The following is a 21,525-nucleotide window of genomic DNA, read 5'->3' as shown; positions in this document are numbered from 1 at the left end:
TTTGTAATTTGTACAATTTTATTGGGATATAAATATAGACAGAATTTTAACATTATTTAATTATTTGCGTTTTATGACTGAGGAAAATATTTATAAAAATATTTTATACGTCGATGACGAAGTACATAACCTGAACTCGTTCAGGGCAGTTTTCCGCAGATCGTATAATATTTTTACCGCCAACTCGGCTGAAGAAGGCCGCCAAATATTGAAAGAAAACGACATTCATCTTATCATTACAGACCAGCGGATGCCTGAAATGACGGGGATAGAATTTCTTGAATCTATTATTAAAGACCATCCCCAGGTACCCCGGGTTTTATTAACCGGTTACACAGATATTAATGCGGTAATTGACGCTATTAATAAAGGATCGGTATACAAGTATGTTCAAAAGCCCTGGTCCGAAGAAGAGCTTCGGGCAACTATTGAAGATGCTTTAAAGCTGTATGCAAGCAGCAGGAATAAAGAAGAACTAACCGAAAAACTAATGATAACCAATGAGCAAATGGAGTTTTTGTTACGGCAAAACCTGCTTTCATAACATTAAAAAGCCTCCTCTTTACCCAGCGCATCTCAGCCTTTGATGCAGAATTCAGATAGCTTACTCCGATAATTCATAAATAAAAATCCGTTTTGTCGAATGCCGGTGTTAGCAGCATTGTATAAGCGTATCAAGCTTAAAAGACGGACATCTAAACAGCAGCTTTTATCGCAGCCATCTTCTTATAACAGGCATCTGTGCAAACTCTTTCTTTTCAATCCTAAGAATAAACAGAAAATATAGTAAGAATAATACCGTGGCCAGGCCATAATTGACCCAGCTCACAGGGAAGTGTGCTTTGGTATAATAATGTACTGCATAAAAAACTACCGCCATAATAATATAGGCCAGCAGCTTATTTTTAGCATAAGGAATGCGGTAATTTTTCTGCCCCCATATATAAGATACCACCATCATTATACCATAACAGGCAAATGTGGCCCAGGCACAGGCTACATAGCTGTAATGCGGAATAAAGATGTAATTGATCAGTAAGGTAACCGCAGCACCTATTAATGTAATGTAGGCCCCGGCAATGGTTTTATTACCCAGCTTGTACCAGATGCTGAGATTGTAGTAAATGCCCAGAAACATGTTAGCCAGCAAAAGTACCGGTACAATCCTGAGCCCCACCCACATTGTGTGATCGGTTATAAAGTATTTCCACACATCCAGATAGAGCATTACAAACAAAAACATGAGGCATAGGGTAATTACAAAAAACTTCATGACACGGGCATAAGTCCGGGGAGCATTTTCGGTAGTGGATTGCTTAAAGAAAAAAGGCTCCGCGCCCATTCTAAATGCCTGAACAGAGAGGCTTATCAATAATGAAAGCTTATAACAGGCAGAATATATCCCTACTTCTGCCTTTGCTGCATTTTCAGAAGTAACAGGCGCCCACCAGCCCAGCATGATACGATCAAAGGTTTCATTGATCATGCCTGCAAAACCTGCGATCATGATAGGCATACCATAGAGTATCAATTGCCGCCAGAGCGCTTTATCAAACTTAAAACTAAATCCCAGGAACTCTTTTGATAAAAGAAGCAAGGTTACAACGCTTTGAATAAGATTGGCAACAAAAACATATCCTACCAGCCAGTCTTTATTATACAAAAAAGCAATAAGTCCTTTAGGATTACTTTTGGCTATCCCGGGACAAACGCTCAGGAAGAAATACAGGCATCCCATGTTCAGTAAAATGCCAAAAACTTTTATAAAAGCAAATTTGCGGGGCTTCCCGTCAAGACGGAGCTTTGCAAAAGGAATGGTGCTTAATGCATCAAAAAATATGATAGCAGACGCCAGTAAAATATATTCGGGATGGCGCTCTACCATTAAAAGTTTTGATAATGGCACATGAAAACCTACCAGCAATATACTAAGCATGAAAGAAGAAGAAAGTAGCGAGAGACTGGCCGTGTTAAAAACCGCTTTTTTATCCGTTATCTGTGTATACCGGAAAAAGGCGGTCTCCATTCCATAGGTAAATATTACATTCATGAACGGTATGTAAGAATAGATCATCGATTGCTCACCGTACCAAACCTTACCTAACATTAAAATTAAATAAGGCGTAAGCAGATAATTAATAAATCTTGCGGCTATAGAGCTTACGCCATACCACATAGTTTGTCCTGCCAGTTTCTTAATTCCGCTCAATGATAAAAAATTATTCGTGCAAATTTAAAGGACTTAAAATAAAACACTGAGTTAATATAACTTTGTGCCTGATCAATTCATCTAACTTAATACGTTTTTATGTTTAAAAAACTGGCAATTTTTGCAGGACTGGGAATTATTACAATGAATGCCTCGGCACAGGCTTTTGAAGGAAAGGTAAAGAACGGCAAAACCGAAGAGCCTGCATTAGTGATGGTATATGATTATCCGCAGACAATTGTAGAGAATGCTTTTGTTGCAAAATTTACTGATAACCAGCTCACAGGAAGCTTAAATAAAGATTTCCGGCTTTATGCTAACGCTGTGATCCCTGAAATAAGTAAAAGCAAGCTGGATTATTACTTTAAGATAGACCCCACAACAAAGGAGAAAACTACTGTTTATATGGTAATGCACGGAGCAGGAGATATTGAAGGCGCCGAACAGCTGGGCAGCCGGGGCAAATCTTTTTTGGAAAATATGGTTGCTGATGTAAAACGAAGCCACAATATAACACATATCAGAAAGCAGGAAGCGCTGCTGGTAGAAGAAGAAGAGGCCTTGGCCAGCCTTCAGAAAGAGCAAAAAGAGCTGGAAGAAAAGCTGGCTGTCAATAAAGCGAAGCAGGATGTACGGCAAAAAATAATTGATTCCCAGAAAATGATGCTGGATGACCTGAAAGCAAAAATCAATTAGTTCACAGTCTTTAAAGCACCGTTCAGATAGCTGAGGTAATATAATTTTTTATTCTCGTAATGGCTTATGGTACCGTTCTGGTAATCAGGCTTAATATCCAGATCAAAAAAAGTACGGTATTCAGATTCGCCCAGTTTTTTATTGATATCTTTTCCATATTTGTTCAGCAGATTACCAAACCGGTACGTAAGACCGTAGGCCCTGAATACCAAATCGCTGGGACGGGCATACATTTTTTTACTGTAATAACTGGTTAAACTCCGGCCTGCAGCGTCTGATTGAGGATAGTAAAAAGGGGTACTGTAAATAATCTCAACGCCTTTATACTCGGGTTTGGTAAGGTTTATATTTTCCCAGGTAGGCATACCTATTACGGTTAGAGATGCGTAGTTTTTACTGCTTGTTGCAAACTGCTTCAGCACTTTGCTTCCAAATTCCGTGTCAAGGGATCCTACCAGGTATAAACCTGTTTGGGAAGGCTGTGTGGTGGTGCCTAAAGCATTTAATGCTATTTCATCGTTCACTTCCCTGAATACAATTTTTACTGAATCTTTATAATGTTTATTGAGCGTTTCAATTACAGACCGGATGTATTTTTCAGATGTCTGTTTGCGGGTAATAACCGTAACCTCCCGGCCTGTATAATGGGCTTTCATATAGTTATACAGTCCTTCTAACTGGGTTTGAATAGTCGGATTTATAACCACAAAATAAGGATTAGCAGTCGTATTGGCATCATTAGGAACGGTAGCATTGATTACCGTGATCTTTTTATCGGCACCCAGCCTGGCCATTAAGGTCAGTTCAGCCAGAGAACAATTGGCAATAACCAGTGTCACCCCATCGGCCGCGCATTTGCTGAACTGCTGTTCCAGCGTTTCCCTCTCCGATTTCGAATCGTATATATATACATCCAGGAAGAGGCCCAGCTTATTCAGAGAATCAATAGCAAGCGCAGCCCCGTGATAAAATTCCAAACCGCTGATGGATTGCCTGGGAAAGTTTTTCCCAGAATACTGGTACGTACCTGCATTATCAAAAGCCTTATCAATATAGAGCGGGGTAAAAATAGCCATTTTACTCCTGCTCCCTGAAAGGGTGCCCTGGGCATATACAAAATAGGAAAAACCTAAACAAAAAGCAAATAATAAACAAAGCGGTCTCATCATTACAGGCATTTTAAGTCAACGGTGGGGGCTGACAATGGACTACTCTCAGCAAATATTGTTCCTAACTGCTTGATAACTGATAGTTCATAGCTACACGTTATACCATCCTGCACTATTCGCCATTCACTACCCACTATTCCCATTCAATAGTAGCCGGGGGTTTACTGCTGATATCGTACACTACCCGGTTAATACCCCTTACATTATTAATAATTTCATTGCTCACATCAGCCAGGAAGTCGTAAGGAAGATGCGCCCAGTCAGCCGTCATACCATCTACACTGGTTACAGCACGCAGGGCAACGGTAAATTCGTATGTACGTTCATCGCCCATTACTCCCACACTTTTTACCGGTAATAAGATCGTTCCGGCCTGCCAAACCGTTGCATAAAGCCCGGTTTCTTTTAAAGCGTTGGTATAAATATGGTCGGCTTCCTGAAGCAATTTTACTTTTTCTTCTGTCACTTCTCCCAGGATCCTGATGGCCAGGCCCGGACCAGGGAAAGGATGCCTGTCGATCAGGTTAGAGGGAATGCCCAGCTCGCGCCCTACTTTCCGCACTTCATCTTTAAATAAATAGCGAAGCGGCTCCACGAGTTCCATTTTCATAGTAGCCGGCAGCCCTCCCACATTATGGTGCGATTTGATGGTAACCGAAGGACCATGTACCGACACACTCTCAATTACATCGGGATAAATAGTTCCCTGGCCTAACAACTGAATATCTTTTAACAGCCGGGCTTCCTGCTGGAACGTTTCGATAAACAGGCGACCGATTATTTTACGTTTGGCCTCAGGTTCGGGGTTATTTTTCAGCTCTTTATAAAAAACCTGGCTGGCATCAACCCCTTTTACGTTCAGGCCCAGCTGGTTATAAATCTCCAGCACCTCATCAAACTCATTTTTGCGCAATACACCGTTATCTACAAAAATACCATACAGCCTGTCGCCGATCGCTTTATGTATCAATGTGGCGGCAACGGTGCTATCTACCCCACCGCTCAGGGCCATAATTACATGGCGATCGCCGATCTGCTCTTTTAAAGCGCTTACGGTGTCGGTAATAAAGTGTGCCGGTGTCCAGTTCTGGCTGCAGCCACAAATGTTTACCAAAAAATTTTTCAGGATATGTTTTCCTTCTGTACTATGATACACTTCGGGGTGAAACTGTAATCCATATAGGGGGTTTCCATCGTTTTTATTGCTGAAAGCAGCTACGGGGATACTGTCGGTTGTAGCCAGTACTTCAAATCCTTCCGGTAATTCCAGGATGCTGTCGCCATGGCTCATCCATACCTGGCTTTTGGGGCTTACGCCCTGCATTAAGACCTCTGCTTCATCTTTTACCAGCATAGACGCCCGGCCATATTCTCTCTTGCTGCTTTTTTCTACACGGCCGCCATAGGTTTTTGCCGTAAGCTGGGCGCCGTAGCAAATACCCAGCACCGGCAGTTTTTTTACTAAAACTTTTATGTCAATAACAGGAGCATTCGGGTCGTTTACCGAAAATGGTGAGCCGGAAAGAATAATTCCTTTTAAATTGCTATCAATTTCGAAGGATTTTGAATAAGGTATAATTTCGCAGTAAACATTGGCTTCTCTTACCGCACGGGCAATTAGCTGGGTGTATTGTGAGCCAAAATCGAGAATTAGTATTCTTTCCGTCATAATGCGGCGAAGGTAATACAATTGGAGTTAGTCAGGAAGTCAGAAAAACGGGAGTCAGAAAGTTATTTTTTAGTAATTACTTTCAACCTGCTGTTTTCCGGTTTTGCAGGGGTATTCATTTATTCATAAAAGATAAAAAATTAGGATATGAAATATTTAAGTGTTTTTTTGATTGCAGCAGTAGCTTTAAGCTCCTGTAACATTATCGACCAAAAGCGGGTTAAAGGCAATGGAAATGTTATTTCCAGAACATATAATCTGAAAGATTTTGCGCAAATAGATATTGGGGATAATATGGATGTTTACATTCAGCAGGGAGCAGATTACGGTGTAAAAATAGAAACCGATGAAAACCTGTTTAAATACCTGGATGTGAATATACATGATGGCAAAAAACTGGAGGCAGACGTAACCAATAATGTTAACCTGGATGCCACAGGCGAGGTAAAAGTATACATTACGGCTCCCTGGCTCGATAAAGTACATATTTCTGGCGCAGCACAGCTGCAAACCAAGGGTAAATTTGTACAAGACAGGAAACTTACATTTGACCTTTCGGGTGCTTCCAGTGCAAATGTTTCGGTAAAGGCCCCTGTAGTAGAACTGGATGTTAGCGGGGCAAGCACGCTTACTGTTGAGGGAGAAAGCCGTGAGGTAAAGGCAGATGCTTCAGGAGCCTCAACCATTAATGCCTTTAACCTGATGTCGGAAAAGGCAGATGCAGAAGCTTCGGGTGCCAGTACGGTTCGGGTATTCAGCAGCATAACTCTAAAAGCCAAAGCTAATGGTGCCAGCACGGTAAAATATAAAGGCAACCCTCAGGTAACATCTGAAGCCAGTGGAGCAGGCAGCGTGAGCAAGGGGGATTAGGGAGAAGAGGACAGAGGACGGTTGACAGGGTTGAAAAGTTTAAAGGTTTGTTGGATACTGGTTGCTGGATACTGGTTACTGGATACGAGATACTGGTTACTTGTATATCTGTTTCTGGTTTCTGGTAACTGGATACGGGTTTCGGATCAGGACAGATAGTTGCTATGCGTATAGAATTTCTATACTGCGTGTTTGATTAGGTTTTAAATTTTTGTACATCAGTGACCAGTAACCAGTATCTAGTAACCTGTAACCAGCACCTATGAACCATGGACTATCGACCATCGGCTGATCACTCCTTCCTGTCAGCATGGCCGAGGCTCATTCCAGGATCTATTGTATCTCTTATCCTTTGTTTCAGCTCCTTGATTTCTATAAAGCCCCCGTTCTCTTTGCGGTCGAAAATAACGGTATCATTGACCGAGATCCTGTAAACACCACTTACAGCGCCGGGCTTCAGGGAAACAGCTTCCACCTGATCGGAAAAAGTAGATAAGAACTCCTGCGCCATATAAGCGGCGCGCAGCATCCAGTTGCATCTGGGACAGTATTCTATGGTGATCACGGGCTTCATGGTAAGGTTGACAGAGTTGAAAAGTTTAAGGTTTTAAGGTTTAAAGGTTTGTTGGTTGCTGGTTGCTGGTTGCTGGATACGAGATACTGGTTACTTGTATACCGTACATCGGATATCGTACACGGTTCCCAGGTTTCTAGTTTGTTCTATGTATCGATCATCAGGTTCAGGGACATATTATCTATGAGTATATAATTTCTATATCACCTATTTGATTGGATTTAAAATTGAAGACATTAGATATTAGTACCTGGACGTTAGATAGCAACCAGAGACCAGTATCCAGTATCTAGCATAACGTAAAATGTACGAGATAAGGTGTACGATGTACGAGATGAAAGCTAAAGGCTAAAAGCAGAAGGCTGGAAGCAAAAAGATAAAAGTTCTTACGCCTCAAGTCTCAGGCCTTATGCCTTCGGCTTACTTCCTGCTATAATTGGGCGCTTCTCTTGTTACAATTACATCGTGCGGATGGCTTTCGTTCATACCGGCATTGGTAATACGAACGAACTGTGCTTTTTTCAGCGCTGCGATGTTTTTAGCGCCGCAATAGCCCATACCGGCACGTAAGCCCCCAACATATTGGTAAATGACCTCTTTTAAAGAACCTTTGTAGGCTACACGGCCTTCAATTCCTTCGGGCACAAATTTCTTTACATCATCTTCTGGGTCCTGGAAATAACGATCGCTGCTGCCGGTGGCCATAGCGCCCAAGGAGCCCATTCCCCGGTATGCCTTAAATTTACGGCCTTCAAAAATAATGGTCTCTCCGGGACTTTCTTCGGTTCCGGCAAACACACTGCCCATCATTACACAATCGGCGCCGGCAGCCAAAGCTTTTACCATATCACCTGTATAACGGATGCCACCATCTGCGATGAGCGGAATCCCTTTTTTAGAAAGGCTTTTCGAAGCTTCCATAATGGCCGAAAGCTGTGGCATTCCTGCACCGGCAACAATACGGGTAGTACAGATAGAGCCCGGCCCGATACCTACCTTAACCGCATCGGCGCCCGCATCGGCCAAAGCCAGTGCACCGGCTGCCGTACCTACATTACCAGCTATCACGTTCAGTTTTTTAAAATTCTTTTTTACTTTTTTAAGGGCATCTATCACGCCTCTGGTATGGCCGTGCGCGCTGTCTAATACCACCAGGTCAACGCCTACAGCGGTCAGCGCACTGATGCGATCCAGCACATCGGCGGTAATACCGATACCGGCACCCACCAGCAACCGGCCGAATGAATCTTTTATGGCATTGGGGAAACTGGTTACCTGTAAAATGTCGCGGTAGGTAATCAGGCCCACCAGCTTGCCCTGCCTGTCTACAACAGGCAATTTCTCGATTTTATGTCTGCGCAGAATGGTTTCTGCCTTCTTGAGGTCGGTTCCTGCAGGCGCTGTCACCAGGTTTTCGCTGGTCATCACTTCCTTCACTTTTCGGCTAGGGTCGTGTTCAAAACGCAGGTCGCGGTTGGTAAGGATGCCTTTCAGCTTATGGCTGGCATCAATAATAGGAATACCACCGATTTTATTTTCCTTCATCAGTCTCAGCGCATCTCCAATGGTTTCATCTTCTAAAAGCGTAAGAGGATCCAGTATCAGCCCGCTTTCGCTTCTCTTTACCTTACGTACATGGGCCGCCTGTTGCTCAATGCTCATGTTCTTGTGTAAAATACCCAGGCCGCCTTCGCGTGCAATGGCTATAGCCAGCGCTGCCTCGGTTACCGTATCCATTGCTGCGGACAAAATAGGAGTATTTAAGCTGATATCTTTGGTGAGCCTGGTGCGGATATCCACGTCTCTCGGTAGCACCTCACTGTATGCCGGTACTAACAGTACATCATCAAATGTTAAACCTTCTAATGAAATTTTAGGGGGATTTGCAGTTGCTGCAGGAATATTTCTTGTTGCCATGTGCAAAATTAAGGGAATGAGAATAAACAGCGGATGGAAAATGAATAATGATTATCATACCGGCGAACATTTTGTGATTTATGAAAGCAAGATGCAGGAGGCGCCGGACCTCCTTGGTCATTAGCAAATCAGACTCTATGCAGAGAGTATCTACGGTCATTATATATTGAATGTTAAAAAATAACTTCATCATCCAGATCATTCAGGTTAATTTAATAAATAATAGTATTAGGATAAGTAATCTGGTTCCTTTTATCTGTATTTTGTCTATCTTTCATACATACTTTATATTTTAAAACATCTGGCCTACATTTGCCTGGCAAAAAAATCAATAGCTTATCTCCAGAAAAATAAAACATGCAGACAGAATCAGATAACAGAAGACCTAATGAAACCATACTTTTTATATTTGGCGGCAGCGGCGATTTAAACCATCGTAAGCTTACGCCTGCATTATTTAACCTGTCTATAGACGGGCTCATGCCTGATAAATTTGCCATTATCGGTACCGGCCGTACAGATTACAGCAATGAAAAATTCAGGGAGCACCTGCATGAAGGCATTGTAGAATTCTCCCGCAGGAAGGACAATACCAATGGAGTTTGGGACGATTTTTCTGATCATATTTCTTATTTAAGAATGGATGTGGATAAACCCGAATCCTATCAGCCTATAAAAAAGATCATAGAAGAATACGAAGCAGAATGGAATGTAAAAGCCGATGTTATCTTTTACCTGGCAGTGGCTCCACAGCTGGTTCCTGAAATTACTACGAACCTTCATGGGCTTGAACTGAATATAGCGAGGGATAAAATGCGCATCGTGGTAGAAAAGCCTTTTGGCCACGATCTTAAAAGCGCACAGGAGCTGAATAAGCTGCTAACCAACATGTATGATGAATGCCAGATATACCGGATAGACCACTACCTGGGTAAAGATACTGTACAAAATATCCTGGCGCTGCGCTTTGCCAATGCCTTGTTTGAGCCGCTTTGGAACAGCAATTATATTGATCATGTTCAGATCACTGCCTCGGAAACCGTAGGTGTGGAAGGACGCGGCGGCTATTATGAACGTTCCGGCGCTTTACGCGATATGGTGCAGAACCACATTTTGCAATTGCTTTGTATGGTAGCCATGGAAGCACCCGTATCGTTTGATGCAGATGAAATACGCAATAAAAAATCAGATGTACTAAATGCTATCCGCAAAATAAAAAAGGAGGATGTGCAGAAATATGCAGTTCGCGGACAATATTCGCAGGGCTGGATGCAGGGAAAGGAAGAAAAAGCGTACCGCGAAGAAAAAGGGGTTGACCCGAACTCGGGGATAGAGACTTTTGCTGCCGTTAAGTTTTATGTAGATAACTGGCGCTGGCATGGCGTTCCGTTTTATGTACGCACCGGGAAATTTTTAAAGGAAAAGACCACCCTTATCACCATACAGTTTAAAGAGGGGCCTAAATACGCCTTCCCGCCCGAAGCTTCGGAAACATGGCGGTCGAACCGGCTTACTATCAGCATTCAGCCCGAAATGGACATCCGGCTTCGTTTTCAGGCAAAAAGGCCCGGGCAAACCATGTCGCTCAGCCCGGTGAACATGGTGTTCAGCTACCAGGATACCTTTCATGAACCGCAGCCCGATTCTTATGAAACCTTATTGCTGGATGCCATGATGGGCAACCCTACACAATATATGCGTAGCGACCAGGTAGAGATTGCCTGGAAGGTTATAGAGCCTATTCTTGACGCCTGGGAAAAACGTCCGCCAGTTGATTTTCCCAATTATGCGCCGGGTAGCTGGGGACCTGAAGACGCTGAAGCGCTGATTGCCCGGGACGGCAGGAACTGGATCACACTGCCTCCGAACAAAAGGGAATATTGAGGCGGCCAGCGATTGACCATGGATTTTATGGTCTCTTACAGGCATCAGGATCTGCCGGGGGTAACAGCAGCCGGAAGGGATTTTTAACAACTTCCTGCATTTTATACCAATACCTTTTAGGATAGATCAAACGGACGCTAATGAGATACGCTGTTTTTATTTTAAGCCGCTTATTAGCCAGTGCACAATCACGTAAAGAGCTGAATAACGGGGAAGCCTTTGCTAAGTTGTGTGGTTATATAAGATATTTTCATCCTTTTGACGAAGCGGTTTCTTTAGATGTTCCTAAACAGTAAAGATCACAACTCCGGTCCGCTAAACCCCAGCTTCATCAGCCCGTTTTTCACCTCCGGACAGCTCATAAATAAATTCCACAAAAGCCTGGAGCGATGGTTTTCAATCATCACAATTATAGGGCCCTGGTCTATTGCTAAAAACGCATCATCGAACCATGCCCCGTTATTTTTTATTACATCCAGGCTAAATGCATCTACAAAGCCGTACTCTTTAAATAATTTATCGCCCAAAACATAATAATAGAAGTTTAATGCTGCCATAGATTCGCCGGGTGTATAGGGCAGCGAGGATATAGCTGCAGTAGGGGCTATAAAACCCCGGTCGTTAGCGGGTGCACTTGCTGTATAGCCATTCTTTGTATTGCTTGCTGTTAATCCCCAGACCGAATCGCTGTAACCGAAATAATTGTTAGGATTTGCTTTGCAGAAATGATAATTGATGAGTGTATGGTTCCGGGTTTGTGTTTCGTAATTTGCATACGCATCGCTCAATCCTTTCGGATTAAGGCCCAGGAAGGAATAATGCGAGAAAAACAAGGGGCCACCATAATCCTGCCCCAGCGGCAATGTGTAGTTATAAAATGTTTTATCATTTTTCATGGCGCCATTCCGGGCCCAGCCGTTATTATAGACCGATGGAGGAATAGAATTATTTTTTGAGGAAGCAGCTAGCACGTAAGTGATCAGGCATTCATTCCATCCCTGAATTTTTAAATTCGAAGCCCAGGCCTTATCGGGGCTCCAGTGCCAGTATAGTACATCCTGGTTGTTTTGCCGGAACCAGTTCCACTCTACCCGGTCGATTATTGTATTAATATCATCCCGCAGCCTGGCCTCGTCTGCGTCAGTACTGTTAAAGTACTGACGCACACACAGCAGCCCCTGTATTAAAAAAGAAGTTTCTACCAGGTCGGCCCCGTTATCATTGGTACTAAAGGGAATAACAGTTCCTGACCCTCCATCTAACCAATGCGGGTAAGCTCCATGAAAGGTTTGTGCCGTATTCTTTAAAAAAGATACGATGGTTTGTAAACGGTCCAGCACTTCTGCTTTTGTTTTAAAACCACGATATGCTGCTACCAGCAAAGCCATAACTCCAAAGCCACTACCACCACTGGTAACAATTTTCGGATCATGTTTTGAGCCTTCACGCGCGAGGCCGGATACGGGATGCGCAAAATCCCAGAAATACCTGAAGGTTCTTTTTTGAACGGTATCGAGCAATGCTTCATCACTGAGCGCAGGAAATTTCCGGGAAGAGTCGATGGCTGTTGCAAAAACAACCTGGCTGCCTGAGCTTAACCCACCTCCTTGCTTTGATTTTAAAGAGGCCGCAATATGAAGTGTATAGCCTGCCAGGTTTGCCAAAGAGCTAATGGGTTTAACAACAGCAGCACTATCATTGCTTTCATAGGATACTGCCAAAGGAACAGCAGACCCTGCAGTGTTGCTCATGGTTATTGCGCTTCCTACAGTACTTCTATCTAATACTCCGGAAAAATGCAGCGTTATAGCCGGCTGTGCGCCTATATTGTAAACAGGGGCAGTAACCGGCAGCCCGTTGATCGTTGCCAGAGTGAGTGTCAATGGCGCAGGTATAACAGGAGGCTCTTTTCCGCCGTTAGCCGGATCATTTTTTCCACAGGCCAACAGGAAAATAACAAGAAAAGTAAATGGGTAACGGCTCACTTTTAAAATATTTACAAACTTCAGATCACAACTGTCTGAATAGAATGAGGTAAAGCTGTTAATGCGGCCGCTTTACCATCTATCCATAAAAAGTAGGGTGTATGAATGCTACCCTGGTTCATTACTATCACAACAAGCTTGCCATCTTCATTTCTGAATGCAGTTGTTAACAGCTGGCTTCGGGTAGCTGAAGCTATTATTCTCTTTGCACCGGGCTTAATAAATTTTGAAAAATGACCAATGTAATAATAGGCATTGGTGTAAATCAGCTTACCGGTTCTGGTATCGGCATGTACGGGAGCAAAGCAGAAGTTCTGAACATGGTTGGGGCCGCCTGTTTCATCCAGCAAAATATTCCAGTCGGTAAACCCTACCATCCCATTATTGAAATCATTGATCATAGAGCGGCCATATTCTTCACCCAATACCCAGGCATTATACCGCGCCGGGTTAAAGCTCTCCGCACAGCCTTCTGTAAAGAAGATATTCTTATCAGGGAATGCCTCATGCACACGTTTCAGGTTCTCGTACATGGGCGTTCCTCCGCTCCAGTCTTCATACCAGTGAAAACCTATACCCCAAATGTATTTAGCCACATCAGGATCTTTCATATAAGTCTGAGCCCGCTGATAGATCAAATCCCTGTTATGGTCCCACACAATAATTTTTTTATCGCCCAGTCCTTCTTTTTGCATAGCAGGTCCCAAATGGTTCTTTAGAAAGCCGGCCTCTTCTTCTGCAGTATAGATACAGCTCTCCCATTTCTGCGTGGCCATTGGTTCATTCTGAACTGTAATGCCCCATACAGGCACCTGCTCTTTTTCGTACTCTTTAATAAATTTAGTGTAGTATAATGCCCAGCTATCATAAAACTCCGGCTTTAATTTTCCTCCCTGGAGCATGTTATTATTGGTTTTCATCCATGCGGGAGGGCTCCAGGGGCTTGCAAATAAAGTGAGCGTACCGCCTGCGGCTTTAATCGCCTCCTTAATAAAAGGCAGCTTGTACTTCCTGTCATGATCAATAGTAAAAGAAGCAAGCTCTTTATCACCGTCTTTTACATAAGTATATGTATCGCTGCTAAAGTCGCAGCTGTTAATATTGGTTCTTCCAATGGTATATCCTATTCCTTTTTCTCTGTCAAAATGTGCGGTAAGGAACTCCTCCCGCGATTTTTGCGGCAGCTTATAAAATGTTTCAGCAGCCGCATCTGTAAGTGCTGCCCCTATACCCACAAAGGTTTGAAAGGTTTTGGCCGGATCCACAAAAACACAAACCTGGGATTCTAAAGGCTGCCCCATTTCTGTAAACGAAGCGGTATCAGATGTGCTTAAACGAAAGTCCGTGCTGTCGGCTGTTGTATAAACCGTGATCTTTTTATTGCTCAACGATATATTATCGGCTGCTTCGCTTTCTTTACCTCCATTAGTAGCGCCCTGGTTACAGGAAAAAGCTGCTGCTACAAATAATAAAGCCAGGATTTTTTTCATTCGTACCTATTTTATTGTTTATAATTTTTTACCAGATGTAAGTTCCTGCAGTGCCCGCCGCAAGGGTTGCCGTAGCCCATGTGTTTTTAAACCTGATGTTAAAGCTAAAAGAATTATTACCGTCATTTAAAACGATCAGGACCTTTTTACCATCGGGCCTTTTAAAGGCTACATTCGGTACAATGGAGTGCTGGGTGCTGCTGATGCGCTGCGAGCCGGGCGTAACCCATTTTGAGGCATGCGCGATGATATAGTACGCTACATTTTTTGTGTATGCAGAACCATTAATGGTTAAAGCTCCTTTGCACTGTGTGCACCCGCCTTCTGTATGCGGACCAAACGATGGGTCGTTGGCCAGGTTCCATTCCAATGCCACTTTGCTCCAGTTGCGCATGGAGCCGATAATAACGTTCTTCAAATGCCATTTCAGGTCGCCCCCGAAATCGCCGGTAGCAGAAGTCCACTGTTCTGTAAAATACACATTCTTATCGGGATATGCATTATGTACGGTAGATAAAGCGCTGATATCTCCTGCATATAAATGAAAGGCAGACCCGTCAATATATTGCCTGGCATCTGCGTCATTTAAAATAGCGATCGGATAACCGGGTTTATCGCAATTATGATCCCAGGTAATGATTTTGGTTGAAAGACTGGCTGCCTTAAAAGCAGGCCCCAGGCTGGTTTTTATAAAATTAGCCTGCTCTGTTGCTGTCATTAACATGCTGGGATTATTACCCCCATGTTCGGGCTCATTCTGAATGGTAACAGCATCTATGGTAATGCCATTGGCTTTCATGGCTTCGATATACTTTACAAAGTATTTGGCATAAACGCCGTAATACTCCGGTTTCAGGCTGCCCCCAACAGAACTGCCATTGGTCTTCATCCAGGCCGGCGCTGTCCAGGGTGTGGCTAAAATTTTTATAGACGGATTAATGGCCAGCACCTGTTTCAGTAAAGGCACTACATCTTCCAGATCTTTTGAGAGGCTGAACTTTGCAAGCTCTGTATCTGTTTCACCGGCGGGCAGATCATTATAAGTAAATACAGATGGACTCAGATCGGAAGCGCCCACGCTTACCCGCAGGTAGCTGATGCCTATACCGTCGCTGCTAAACAGCTCTTTCAGCAAATCGCTGCGTTCTGCTGCTCCCATTTTTTGTATAAGGTACGCACTGCTTCCTGTAAGCGTATATCCAAATCCATCAATAGTTTGATAAACATCAGCAGAATCTACATCTATCATTGGAAAGTTATTGGATACACTGGAAAAAGCCAGCGCTGATGCCTGTTTTTGAAATAATGCGGTTTGGTTACCATGAGTTATCCAGGCTTCGGCCTGATAATCAGCAGCTACAGGCGGCGGATTGGACGGGGGATTAGGGTTTCCGCCACTGTTTCCTTTATTGCATTGGGCGGAAATAGAAAGAATATATAATAATACAATGGGGTACTGGATAAAATTCTTCATAATGTCTGGTTTTTAATAAATGCAATTACTTCTTTTGCATTATCAGGATATATTTTAATCAAGTGCGTACGCAATTTAGCGGTGATTTTTTTCCCGGTATTTTCTTCAAGAAATACAATTGATTCGGAATGCTTCTCCGGCATGTGGCAATCTATGCAATTATTAATCAATGTTTCCCTGTTCTGCTTCTTAAATTTGCAAAAGCGCTCATTTTCGGAATGGCAGCTCATACATCGTTGGGAAAAGGTTCTTCTTTTCTGTGATTCGTTTTTATGCGGATCATGACAAGACAAACAGGTGAGCTCGCTTTTCTCAAAGCACTTGCTCATGCTTAATAAGCCGTATTGATTTCCATGAACGTCCAGGCTTTCAACACTGGTTGCCACTAAATTGTATGCATAAAACTCAGACAGCTTATCACCGGGTTTAAATGAAAAGGCAGGTTTTAAACTGCTCATAACGCCTGAGTGGCACAGGGCGCACATATCAATACTTTGTTGCCGGGAAAAGCTCCGGAGATTCATGATATGCCGGTCCGACGTCTCTTTATTGTTGCTGTTTGCCCAGGCAATATGATCGGCCCCGGGACCATGACATTTTTCACAGTCAATACCATATACAATTGTATTGGGATTAAATTTTTCAACCATGCCTTCCTGCGCTGTTATTTCAGCATATGAAGTATGGCATTCTAAACACCGCGAGGTAATAACCCTGTTTAAAAAAATCTTGTTTGGATACCCTGGGCTATTATACCATTTATCCCGGCTGTTAAAATAAGTAAGCGGTAGCTGCACTAAAATACTTTCCGACCAGTGCGCAAAAGATTGGGCATGCCTGCCAAAACCAAAATATATATCAGCTTTTTGCTTTATATTGTCCTTCTTTATATGTGCGACCTGATATACGCCATCATTTGAATACCGGCTTTCCACCCAATCCCCATCAGGGAATTTATAAGCACCGTTGTATAACTTCCAGTTATTCTTAATGGAATCAAATTTCATTGCGCCAGATGTATTAAAATGTGCAGAAGCTATATGATCTTTATAAATATTACTATGACATTTTTTGCAGACTTCAGCACCAATGTACCCCGACTTTTTGGCGGATTTTTTACCAGATGATTCCTGCTGGTTACATTGTACTAAAAAACATAATATACTCACAATTGATGCCACAACAACCTTTATTCTTTTTTTTATCACGAACTTGTTTAAACTTTTATTATTTAAGTTGTTTCTAAAAGAAAAATGTCGTCCTGAACCTGATCAGGGTCTTCCTGAAAATTCGAGGGCGTTGAGAATTGCATATTTCAAAACACATCGAACCGATATTGGGAATTTTTAATTCTCCAGCCACTTAAAAAACACTTTTCGTTGTTTTTTAAGGTCTAACCATCAATTAGTTGAAAATCAGTGTTGCCTCAAAATAGCCGTTTTTACGGGAAAAGGCTCATTTTACGACCATCAAAACCTCTTAATGCTGGCGCGCGTTTCCCATTTTCAGGTAAACCCTGATCAAGGATACATTTTTGCAAACCGGCTTTGGCATTCTGAACCTATCGAAACAGCCAGACATTCATTTTACGATCATTTTTGAAAAGTTTAAACAAGCTTAATAAATTGCTATTAAGGTAAAATTGAATTAGGGAAAATAAAACCATTTTGATGCCATCGTTGTAGTTCCACAATCTGTTTGCAGTGTTGCTACAATACTACCTGTAATTGGAGATTTTGTATTTGGAGTTCGCAACACAATATAAGTACCATCTCCTCCTGTGATCTTTGTCCAATTACTTGGGTATGACCAAGTAGCAGGAAACGATTTGATTCCTTTGTATATGCTTGTATTTGCATAGAAAGAATAAACAGTATTTGTTTGTAACGCTGTTTCACCTGTCAGTGGAACATTATAATCTGGGTAATTAGGATTAACTATTTCCTTGTTGAGTGTATCAAAATTTATACCTCCTTTGGACAATATCATACTTAAAGTAGGAGTATACCCCCCTGAGGTTGTCAACGTTGTACTATTGCAGTTTGTACAACTAAGAGTAGAAACAGACGAATTTACAGACCATATAATACTTGAACCATTAGGTATATATGATGCAGTGTAAGAATCTGTTCCGCATGTAATAGCATTTCCTACAATATTTGGTTTATTTATTGGATATAGATATTGTATTGCATATATGTCCCAAGAACTGAACCCAGATGTTGAAGACCAGGACTGGTTGTTATAATATTTATTAAACACAGAATTAGGATCAGGATCGGATCCCGAAGGCGAAGCGCCTATAGTATACGCGCCAACACTTACTCCATCCACTATATCATTCTGTGGTTCTTTCCCGTACCAGTTTGTATGGCGCAATCCGACTAAATGACCAATTTCGTGTGTTAATATATACTCTTTTTGAGAGGTTGAGTAACTGGAATAATTAAAATTAACAATAACTAATCCTCCTACGATTCCACTATGGGGAAATAGAGCCTTTGCAATAGTTCCTGAGCTTGAAAATTCTGTGGACAATCCTTGTCTAAATATAACATCTGCAGGCAAAGTAGATACTAATGCAAATTTTAAATTGCTATTAATATTATTAAAATTCTGTAAAGCATTTGCTATTGCTGGTCTCCAATTATCAGGAGATGAGTTATTGGGAATAGAAGGGTCTATAAATACAGTAATCCCTCGCTGATTTAATAAACTTATGGATGCTGTGTCTCTAATTGACGCTTGGCGTGGAGAAGTGCGCCTCAATAAGTTTTTGTTTATTAAAATATCCCCCTCCACTGTATAAAAACTATCTGTTTCCGATATTTGTGTTGTATCAAAACCCAACTTTAGAAGCCTCTGATAATCATTGGTCTGAAAAAGAATATTATTTGATGAAGTTTCCTCCTTATTACAACTGTAAAAGAAAAGAAAACCAGCAAAAATCAAATAATTTATCAGCCTCTTAAATCGAAAAATTGATTGGTTTTTCATATTGATGAATATTTTATTATATAATAAACCGCCATTTCAAAACAAGTAAGCTTGGAATCACATACTTTGCAAAAGTCTAAAACCTAGCATTTTAGATTATATCATGATTATCTACAGAATCCTTCCAGTTTGAAAAAAGCCTAAAGTCTTGCATCATATAGAGCTTTTACTTCATTTGCGCTCAAAGACTTATTATAAAGTCTGAATTGGTCTATTCCACCAACAAAAGAACTACCCCAGTCAGTAGTTTTTCCCGCTAATTTGAAGCCAGTAATCTTAGTTGCATCTAAAGATAATGCTCCATGCCCACTCCAAACCAAATCAACATGCTTCTGTCCATCCTTATAAAAAGTCATTGTTGAAGTAGTTTCATCATAAGTAAAAGCAAGATGATGCCATTGGTTATCATAAATCTTAGGCATTCTATTAGCCCCAACTAATTCAAACCAGTTTTCTCCTTTTGAATCAACAATAAAGAATTTAATAACTGCAGAATCTGTTGTAGCATTAGCTCCTGTATGATCAAAAATTAAAAACATTGTTGCGTTTGACCAATGACCGTTAGTTGAAGGAATGCTAAATAAAAATTGAGCATCACCAACGGGCACACCATCGTGCTTCTGCCAAAATGCAACAGAGATACTTGTACTTTTGGCAAAATCATTAGAATTTACATAGTTCAGATTTGCACCTTTTACACTATTAATAGCAGTTCCTCTTACTCCAGTTATATAACTAATATCAGAACTCACCGGGAACGAAGGGAACATTGATATACTATCTGCAAACCGGTAGCTTAACTTATTCCCGGCTTCCGTGCTCATAGAATCAAATGGTACATAAAACCGTAAGGCGGTTGTTGGGGTGACCGGGGTGTCGGAAGGATATGCTCCCAATACCGGCCGCTCCATTTTCTGGCAGGCGGAAAAGAGCAGACATGCTATAGCAATTATAGGATATACAATTATACTTTTCATTGTAGTAATTTTAAATTTGTGTTCGTGCCAATAAATAATAATAATAATTACCATTCAGGGTTTTGTTTTAATACACCCCCGGCCAGGTCAATAGCTGCCTGCGGAATAGGATGGTAGCGGCACCTGTTTGAATAGCCAAACGGTCCTAATACAGCAACCGCATCGCCCCACCTTACCAGGTCATAAAACCGGTATCCTTCCATTGCAAATTCCCATCTCCTTTCACTCTTAATGGCGTTGCGCATTTGAAGCTGATTACTAAATGGAATATATGGCACAATCGATCTACTTTGGCCCAGAAAACCACTGGCCCGGCTTCTGATCATTTCCAGCATTGCAGCAGCAGTAGCCCCGTTACCTTTTTCATTTGCAGCTTCAGCCTTCATCAAAATCACGTCTGCATACCTTATGATCCGCCGGTTGATCCACCGACCTACATTTCCTTTTGCCCATCCGGCAAATGTTCGCATCGCCGGATCGCCATACACTTTCTTGTTCCAGTATTTTTGCGCCAAGCCACCAGAACCATTATAGTTGGTAAATGCCGGTAACGTAAGCCCGTATCCGCCATCTGCTTCTCCGCCATCATATTGCCCTGAATATAGAATAGTTGCTCTTTTGCGTGGATCGTCTGCAGGCCAGTCTGCAACCAGCTTATCGGTAGGTGTATTCCAGCCCCAGCCAAAGTCCCAGTAATCCGATGCCCCATTCTGCCTGATATTCTGACAAACACCCCAGTTAGATCCCTGGTCGTTTGCTCCTACGGTTGCTGCATTAGCCCCTACCATAGCCTGCATTTCAAAGATTGATTCAGGCCCGTTTTTCCCTTTGCCATCCAAACCGTCTTTCCATATGTCGGTAAACTTAGGCAGGGAGTATTTGTTTAACGCAATAACCTTATCGCACCTGTCTATAACAGAATCCCACATTTGCCGGAATAAAAAAGTTTGGGCAGCCAAAGCATAAGCCGCACCAACCGTTAATCTTCCGTTAAACCCGTCCCCATACTCTTCTGAATTGCGGGGGAGCAGGCTCTCTGCAGCATGAAGATTTGAGTCTATGAACGCATATACCTGCGCTACGGTTGACTTAGGCCTGATCGCATCGGCAGGTTTCTCCACGCGAAAATTAATAATAGGTACCTCTCCATAAGCCTTTACCAGTTCAAAGTAACTATACGCCATAAAAAAGCAGGCTTCGCCCACATTTCTCAGTGAAGCAGCATCTGTTAAATTATTTTGCCGGGCTATGTATAATGAAGTATTGGCGGCATTAACAAGTGTATAGTGATCGTTCCAGTAAGTATCCGGTGCCCAGCCGCTTTTTGCGTACTGGTACTGGTCGTACATTCCCGTTACTTCGCTGCCATCACCGGCATCACTTCCTTTTTGGGCATCATCGTCCCTGATGCTATGAAAATCCAGCCATACTAATTCCGTAAGCCCGGAATAAGTCCTCATCAGCCGGTACATATTATATGATTGCGATTCCAGCGCACCCTGCTTCAAATCGGGCAATGTGGCGGTAAGCGGTTCTCTGTCCAGAAACTTTTTGCAACCCACTAAGGCAATTGCAAAAGCTAAAAAAGTAAAATATTTTATATACGCTCTCATC

17 protein-coding genes are annotated in these 21,525 nt (G+C 42.3%); 5 read left to right on the top strand and 12 right to left on the bottom strand.

What is annotated here, in order from left to right:
• Positions 1 to 73 precede the first annotated feature (73 nt).
• The gene (locus ACYVBM_RS12530; RefSeq protein ID WP_460686005.1) at positions 74 to 544 is read left to right on the top strand and encodes a response regulator; all 471 of its coding nucleotides are present in this window, start codon (positions 74 to 76) and stop codon (positions 542 to 544) included.
• A 165-nt stretch (positions 545 to 709) separates the two neighbouring features.
• Here ACYVBM_RS12530 and ACYVBM_RS12525 read toward each other — a convergent pair whose 3' ends face one another.
• Positions 710 to 2,209, bottom strand: a complete 1,500-nt coding sequence (locus ACYVBM_RS12525; protein ID WP_460686004.1) for a lipopolysaccharide biosynthesis protein — start codon at positions 2,207 to 2,209, stop codon at positions 710 to 712.
• Between the two features lie 99 nt (positions 2,210 to 2,308).
• On the opposite strand from ACYVBM_RS12525, the gene ACYVBM_RS12520 reads away from it, so the two are divergent.
• Positions 2,309 to 2,905, top strand: coding sequence for a hypothetical protein (locus ACYVBM_RS12520; RefSeq protein ID WP_460686003.1), 597 nt, complete (start codon positions 2,309 to 2,311; stop codon positions 2,903 to 2,905).
• Here the strand turns inward: ACYVBM_RS12520 and ACYVBM_RS12515 are convergent.
• Positions 2,902 to 4,074, bottom strand: a complete 1,173-nt coding sequence (locus ACYVBM_RS12515) for an ABC transporter substrate-binding protein (protein WP_460686002.1) — start codon at positions 4,072 to 4,074, stop codon at positions 2,902 to 2,904. The two genes, ACYVBM_RS12520 and ACYVBM_RS12515, sit on opposite strands and share 4 nt — an antisense overlap.
• A gap of 133 nt (positions 4,075 to 4,207) precedes the next feature.
• Positions 4,208 to 5,743: a glutamine-hydrolyzing GMP synthase gene (guaA, locus tag ACYVBM_RS12510; protein ID WP_460686001.1), complete on the bottom strand. Its 1,536-nt coding sequence runs from the start codon at positions 5,741 to 5,743 to the stop codon at positions 4,208 to 4,210.
• A 147-nt stretch (positions 5,744 to 5,890) separates the two neighbouring features.
• Between guaA and ACYVBM_RS12505 the strand changes: the two genes are divergently transcribed.
• The gene (locus ACYVBM_RS12505) at positions 5,891 to 6,613 is read left to right on the top strand and encodes a head GIN domain-containing protein (RefSeq protein ID WP_460686000.1); all 723 of its coding nucleotides are present in this window, start codon (positions 5,891 to 5,893) and stop codon (positions 6,611 to 6,613) included.
• A gap of 292 nt (positions 6,614 to 6,905) precedes the next feature.
• On the opposite strand, the gene ACYVBM_RS12500 is transcribed toward ACYVBM_RS12505, so the two are convergent.
• Both ACYVBM_RS12500 and guaB read right to left on the bottom strand, forming a co-directional pair.
• The gene (locus tag ACYVBM_RS12500; RefSeq protein WP_460685999.1) at positions 6,906 to 7,187 is read right to left on the bottom strand and encodes an Rdx family protein; all 282 of its coding nucleotides are present in this window, start codon (positions 7,185 to 7,187) and stop codon (positions 6,906 to 6,908) included.
• 420 nt (positions 7,188 to 7,607) lie between these two features.
• Positions 7,608 to 9,104, bottom strand: a complete 1,497-nt coding sequence (gene guaB / locus ACYVBM_RS12495) for an IMP dehydrogenase (protein ID WP_460685998.1) — start codon at positions 9,102 to 9,104, stop codon at positions 7,608 to 7,610.
• A 357-nt stretch (positions 9,105 to 9,461) separates the two neighbouring features.
• On the opposite strand from guaB, the gene zwf reads away from it, so the two are divergent.
• Positions 9,462 to 10,988, top strand: coding sequence for a glucose-6-phosphate dehydrogenase (zwf, locus tag ACYVBM_RS12490; RefSeq protein ID WP_460685997.1), 1,527 nt, complete (start codon positions 9,462 to 9,464; stop codon positions 10,986 to 10,988).
• Positions 10,989 to 11,128: 140 nt separating this feature from the next.
• Positions 11,129 to 11,284 (top strand): hypothetical protein, encoded by a 156-nt coding sequence (locus tag ACYVBM_RS12485; protein ID WP_460685996.1) that lies wholly within the window; start codon positions 11,129 to 11,131, stop codon positions 11,282 to 11,284.
• Positions 11,285 to 11,287: 3 nt separating this feature from the next.
• Here the strand turns inward: ACYVBM_RS12485 and ACYVBM_RS12480 are convergent, their stop codons facing one another.
• From ACYVBM_RS12480 to ACYVBM_RS12450, 7 genes are all read right to left on the bottom strand, one after another.
• Complete coding sequence (locus ACYVBM_RS12480; RefSeq protein ID WP_460685995.1) at positions 11,288 to 12,973, bottom strand: glucoamylase family protein; 1,686 nt, start codon at positions 12,971 to 12,973, stop codon at positions 11,288 to 11,290.
• A 20-nt stretch (positions 12,974 to 12,993) separates the two neighbouring features.
• A complete protein-coding gene (locus tag ACYVBM_RS12475; protein WP_460685994.1) occupies positions 12,994 to 14,463 on the bottom strand; it encodes a glycoside hydrolase family 30 protein in 1,470 nt (489 codons plus the stop codon).
• A 28-nt stretch (positions 14,464 to 14,491) separates the two neighbouring features.
• Positions 14,492 to 15,937: a glycoside hydrolase family 30 protein gene (locus tag ACYVBM_RS12470; RefSeq protein ID WP_460685993.1), complete on the bottom strand. Its 1,446-nt coding sequence runs from the start codon at positions 15,935 to 15,937 to the stop codon at positions 14,492 to 14,494.
• Positions 15,934 to 16,944: a multiheme c-type cytochrome gene (locus ACYVBM_RS12465; RefSeq protein WP_460685992.1), complete on the bottom strand. Its 1,011-nt coding sequence runs from the start codon at positions 16,942 to 16,944 to the stop codon at positions 15,934 to 15,936. Before ACYVBM_RS12465 ends, ACYVBM_RS12470 begins: the two co-directional genes overlap by 4 nt.
• A 640-nt stretch (positions 16,945 to 17,584) precedes the next feature.
• Positions 17,585 to 18,934, bottom strand: coding sequence for a M57 family metalloprotease (locus ACYVBM_RS12460; RefSeq protein WP_460685991.1), 1,350 nt, complete (start codon positions 18,932 to 18,934; stop codon positions 17,585 to 17,587).
• A gap of 140 nt (positions 18,935 to 19,074) precedes the next feature.
• On the bottom strand, positions 19,075 to 19,911 hold the full coding sequence (locus ACYVBM_RS12455; RefSeq protein ID WP_460685990.1) for a LamG domain-containing protein: 837 nt from the start codon (positions 19,909 to 19,911) through the stop codon (positions 19,075 to 19,077).
• A 47-nt stretch (positions 19,912 to 19,958) separates the two neighbouring features.
• Positions 19,959 to 21,524 (bottom strand): RagB/SusD family nutrient uptake outer membrane protein, encoded by a 1,566-nt coding sequence (locus ACYVBM_RS12450; RefSeq protein ID WP_460685989.1) that lies wholly within the window; start codon positions 21,522 to 21,524, stop codon positions 19,959 to 19,961.
• Position 21,525 lies beyond the last annotated feature (1 nt).

The organism is Niabella aquatica, assembly GCF_054779315.1.
The sequence above is the reverse complement of the archived record's forward strand: the minus strand, read 5'-3'. Positions and strand labels throughout refer to the sequence as shown.

Excerpts from the sequence above, each read along its gene's own strand:
- ACYVBM_RS12530 (WP_460686005.1), top strand. The coding sequence starts at position 74 with ATGACTGAGGAAAATATTTATAAAAATATTTTATACGTCGATGACGAA.
- ACYVBM_RS12520 (WP_460686003.1), top strand. The coding sequence starts at position 2,309 with ATGTTTAAAAAACTGGCAATTTTTGCAGGACTGGGAATTATTACAATG.
- ACYVBM_RS12515 (WP_460686002.1), bottom strand. The coding sequence starts at position 4,074 with ATGATGAGACCGCTTTGTTTATTATTTGCTTTTTGTTTAGGTTTTTCC.
- guaA (WP_460686001.1), bottom strand. The coding sequence starts at position 5,743 with ATGACGGAAAGAATACTAATTCTCGATTTTGGCTCACAATACACCCAG.
- ACYVBM_RS12505 (WP_460686000.1), top strand. The coding sequence starts at position 5,891 with ATGAAATATTTAAGTGTTTTTTTGATTGCAGCAGTAGCTTTAAGCTCC.
- ACYVBM_RS12500 (WP_460685999.1), bottom strand. The coding sequence starts at position 7,187 with ATGAAGCCCGTGATCACCATAGAATACTGTCCCAGATGCAACTGGATG.
- guaB (WP_460685998.1), bottom strand. The coding sequence starts at position 9,104 with ATGGCAACAAGAAATATTCCTGCAGCAACTGCAAATCCCCCTAAAATT.
- zwf (WP_460685997.1), top strand. The coding sequence starts at position 9,462 with ATGCAGACAGAATCAGATAACAGAAGACCTAATGAAACCATACTTTTT.
- ACYVBM_RS12485 (WP_460685996.1), top strand. The coding sequence starts at position 11,129 with ATGAGATACGCTGTTTTTATTTTAAGCCGCTTATTAGCCAGTGCACAA.
- ACYVBM_RS12475 (WP_460685994.1), bottom strand. The coding sequence starts at position 14,463 with ATGAAAAAAATCCTGGCTTTATTATTTGTAGCAGCAGCTTTTTCCTGT.
- ACYVBM_RS12470 (WP_460685993.1), bottom strand. The coding sequence starts at position 15,937 with ATGAAGAATTTTATCCAGTACCCCATTGTATTATTATATATTCTTTCT.
- ACYVBM_RS12465 (WP_460685992.1), bottom strand. The coding sequence starts at position 16,944 with ATGAAATTTGATTCCATTAAGAATAACTGGAAGTTATACAACGGTGCT.
- ACYVBM_RS12460 (WP_460685991.1), bottom strand. The coding sequence starts at position 18,934 with ATGAAAAACCAATCAATTTTTCGATTTAAGAGGCTGATAAATTATTTG.
- ACYVBM_RS12455 (WP_460685990.1), bottom strand. The coding sequence starts at position 19,911 with ATGAAAAGTATAATTGTATATCCTATAATTGCTATAGCATGTCTGCTC.
- ACYVBM_RS12450 (WP_460685989.1), bottom strand. The coding sequence starts at position 21,524 with ATGAGAGCGTATATAAAATATTTTACTTTTTTAGCTTTTGCAATTGCC.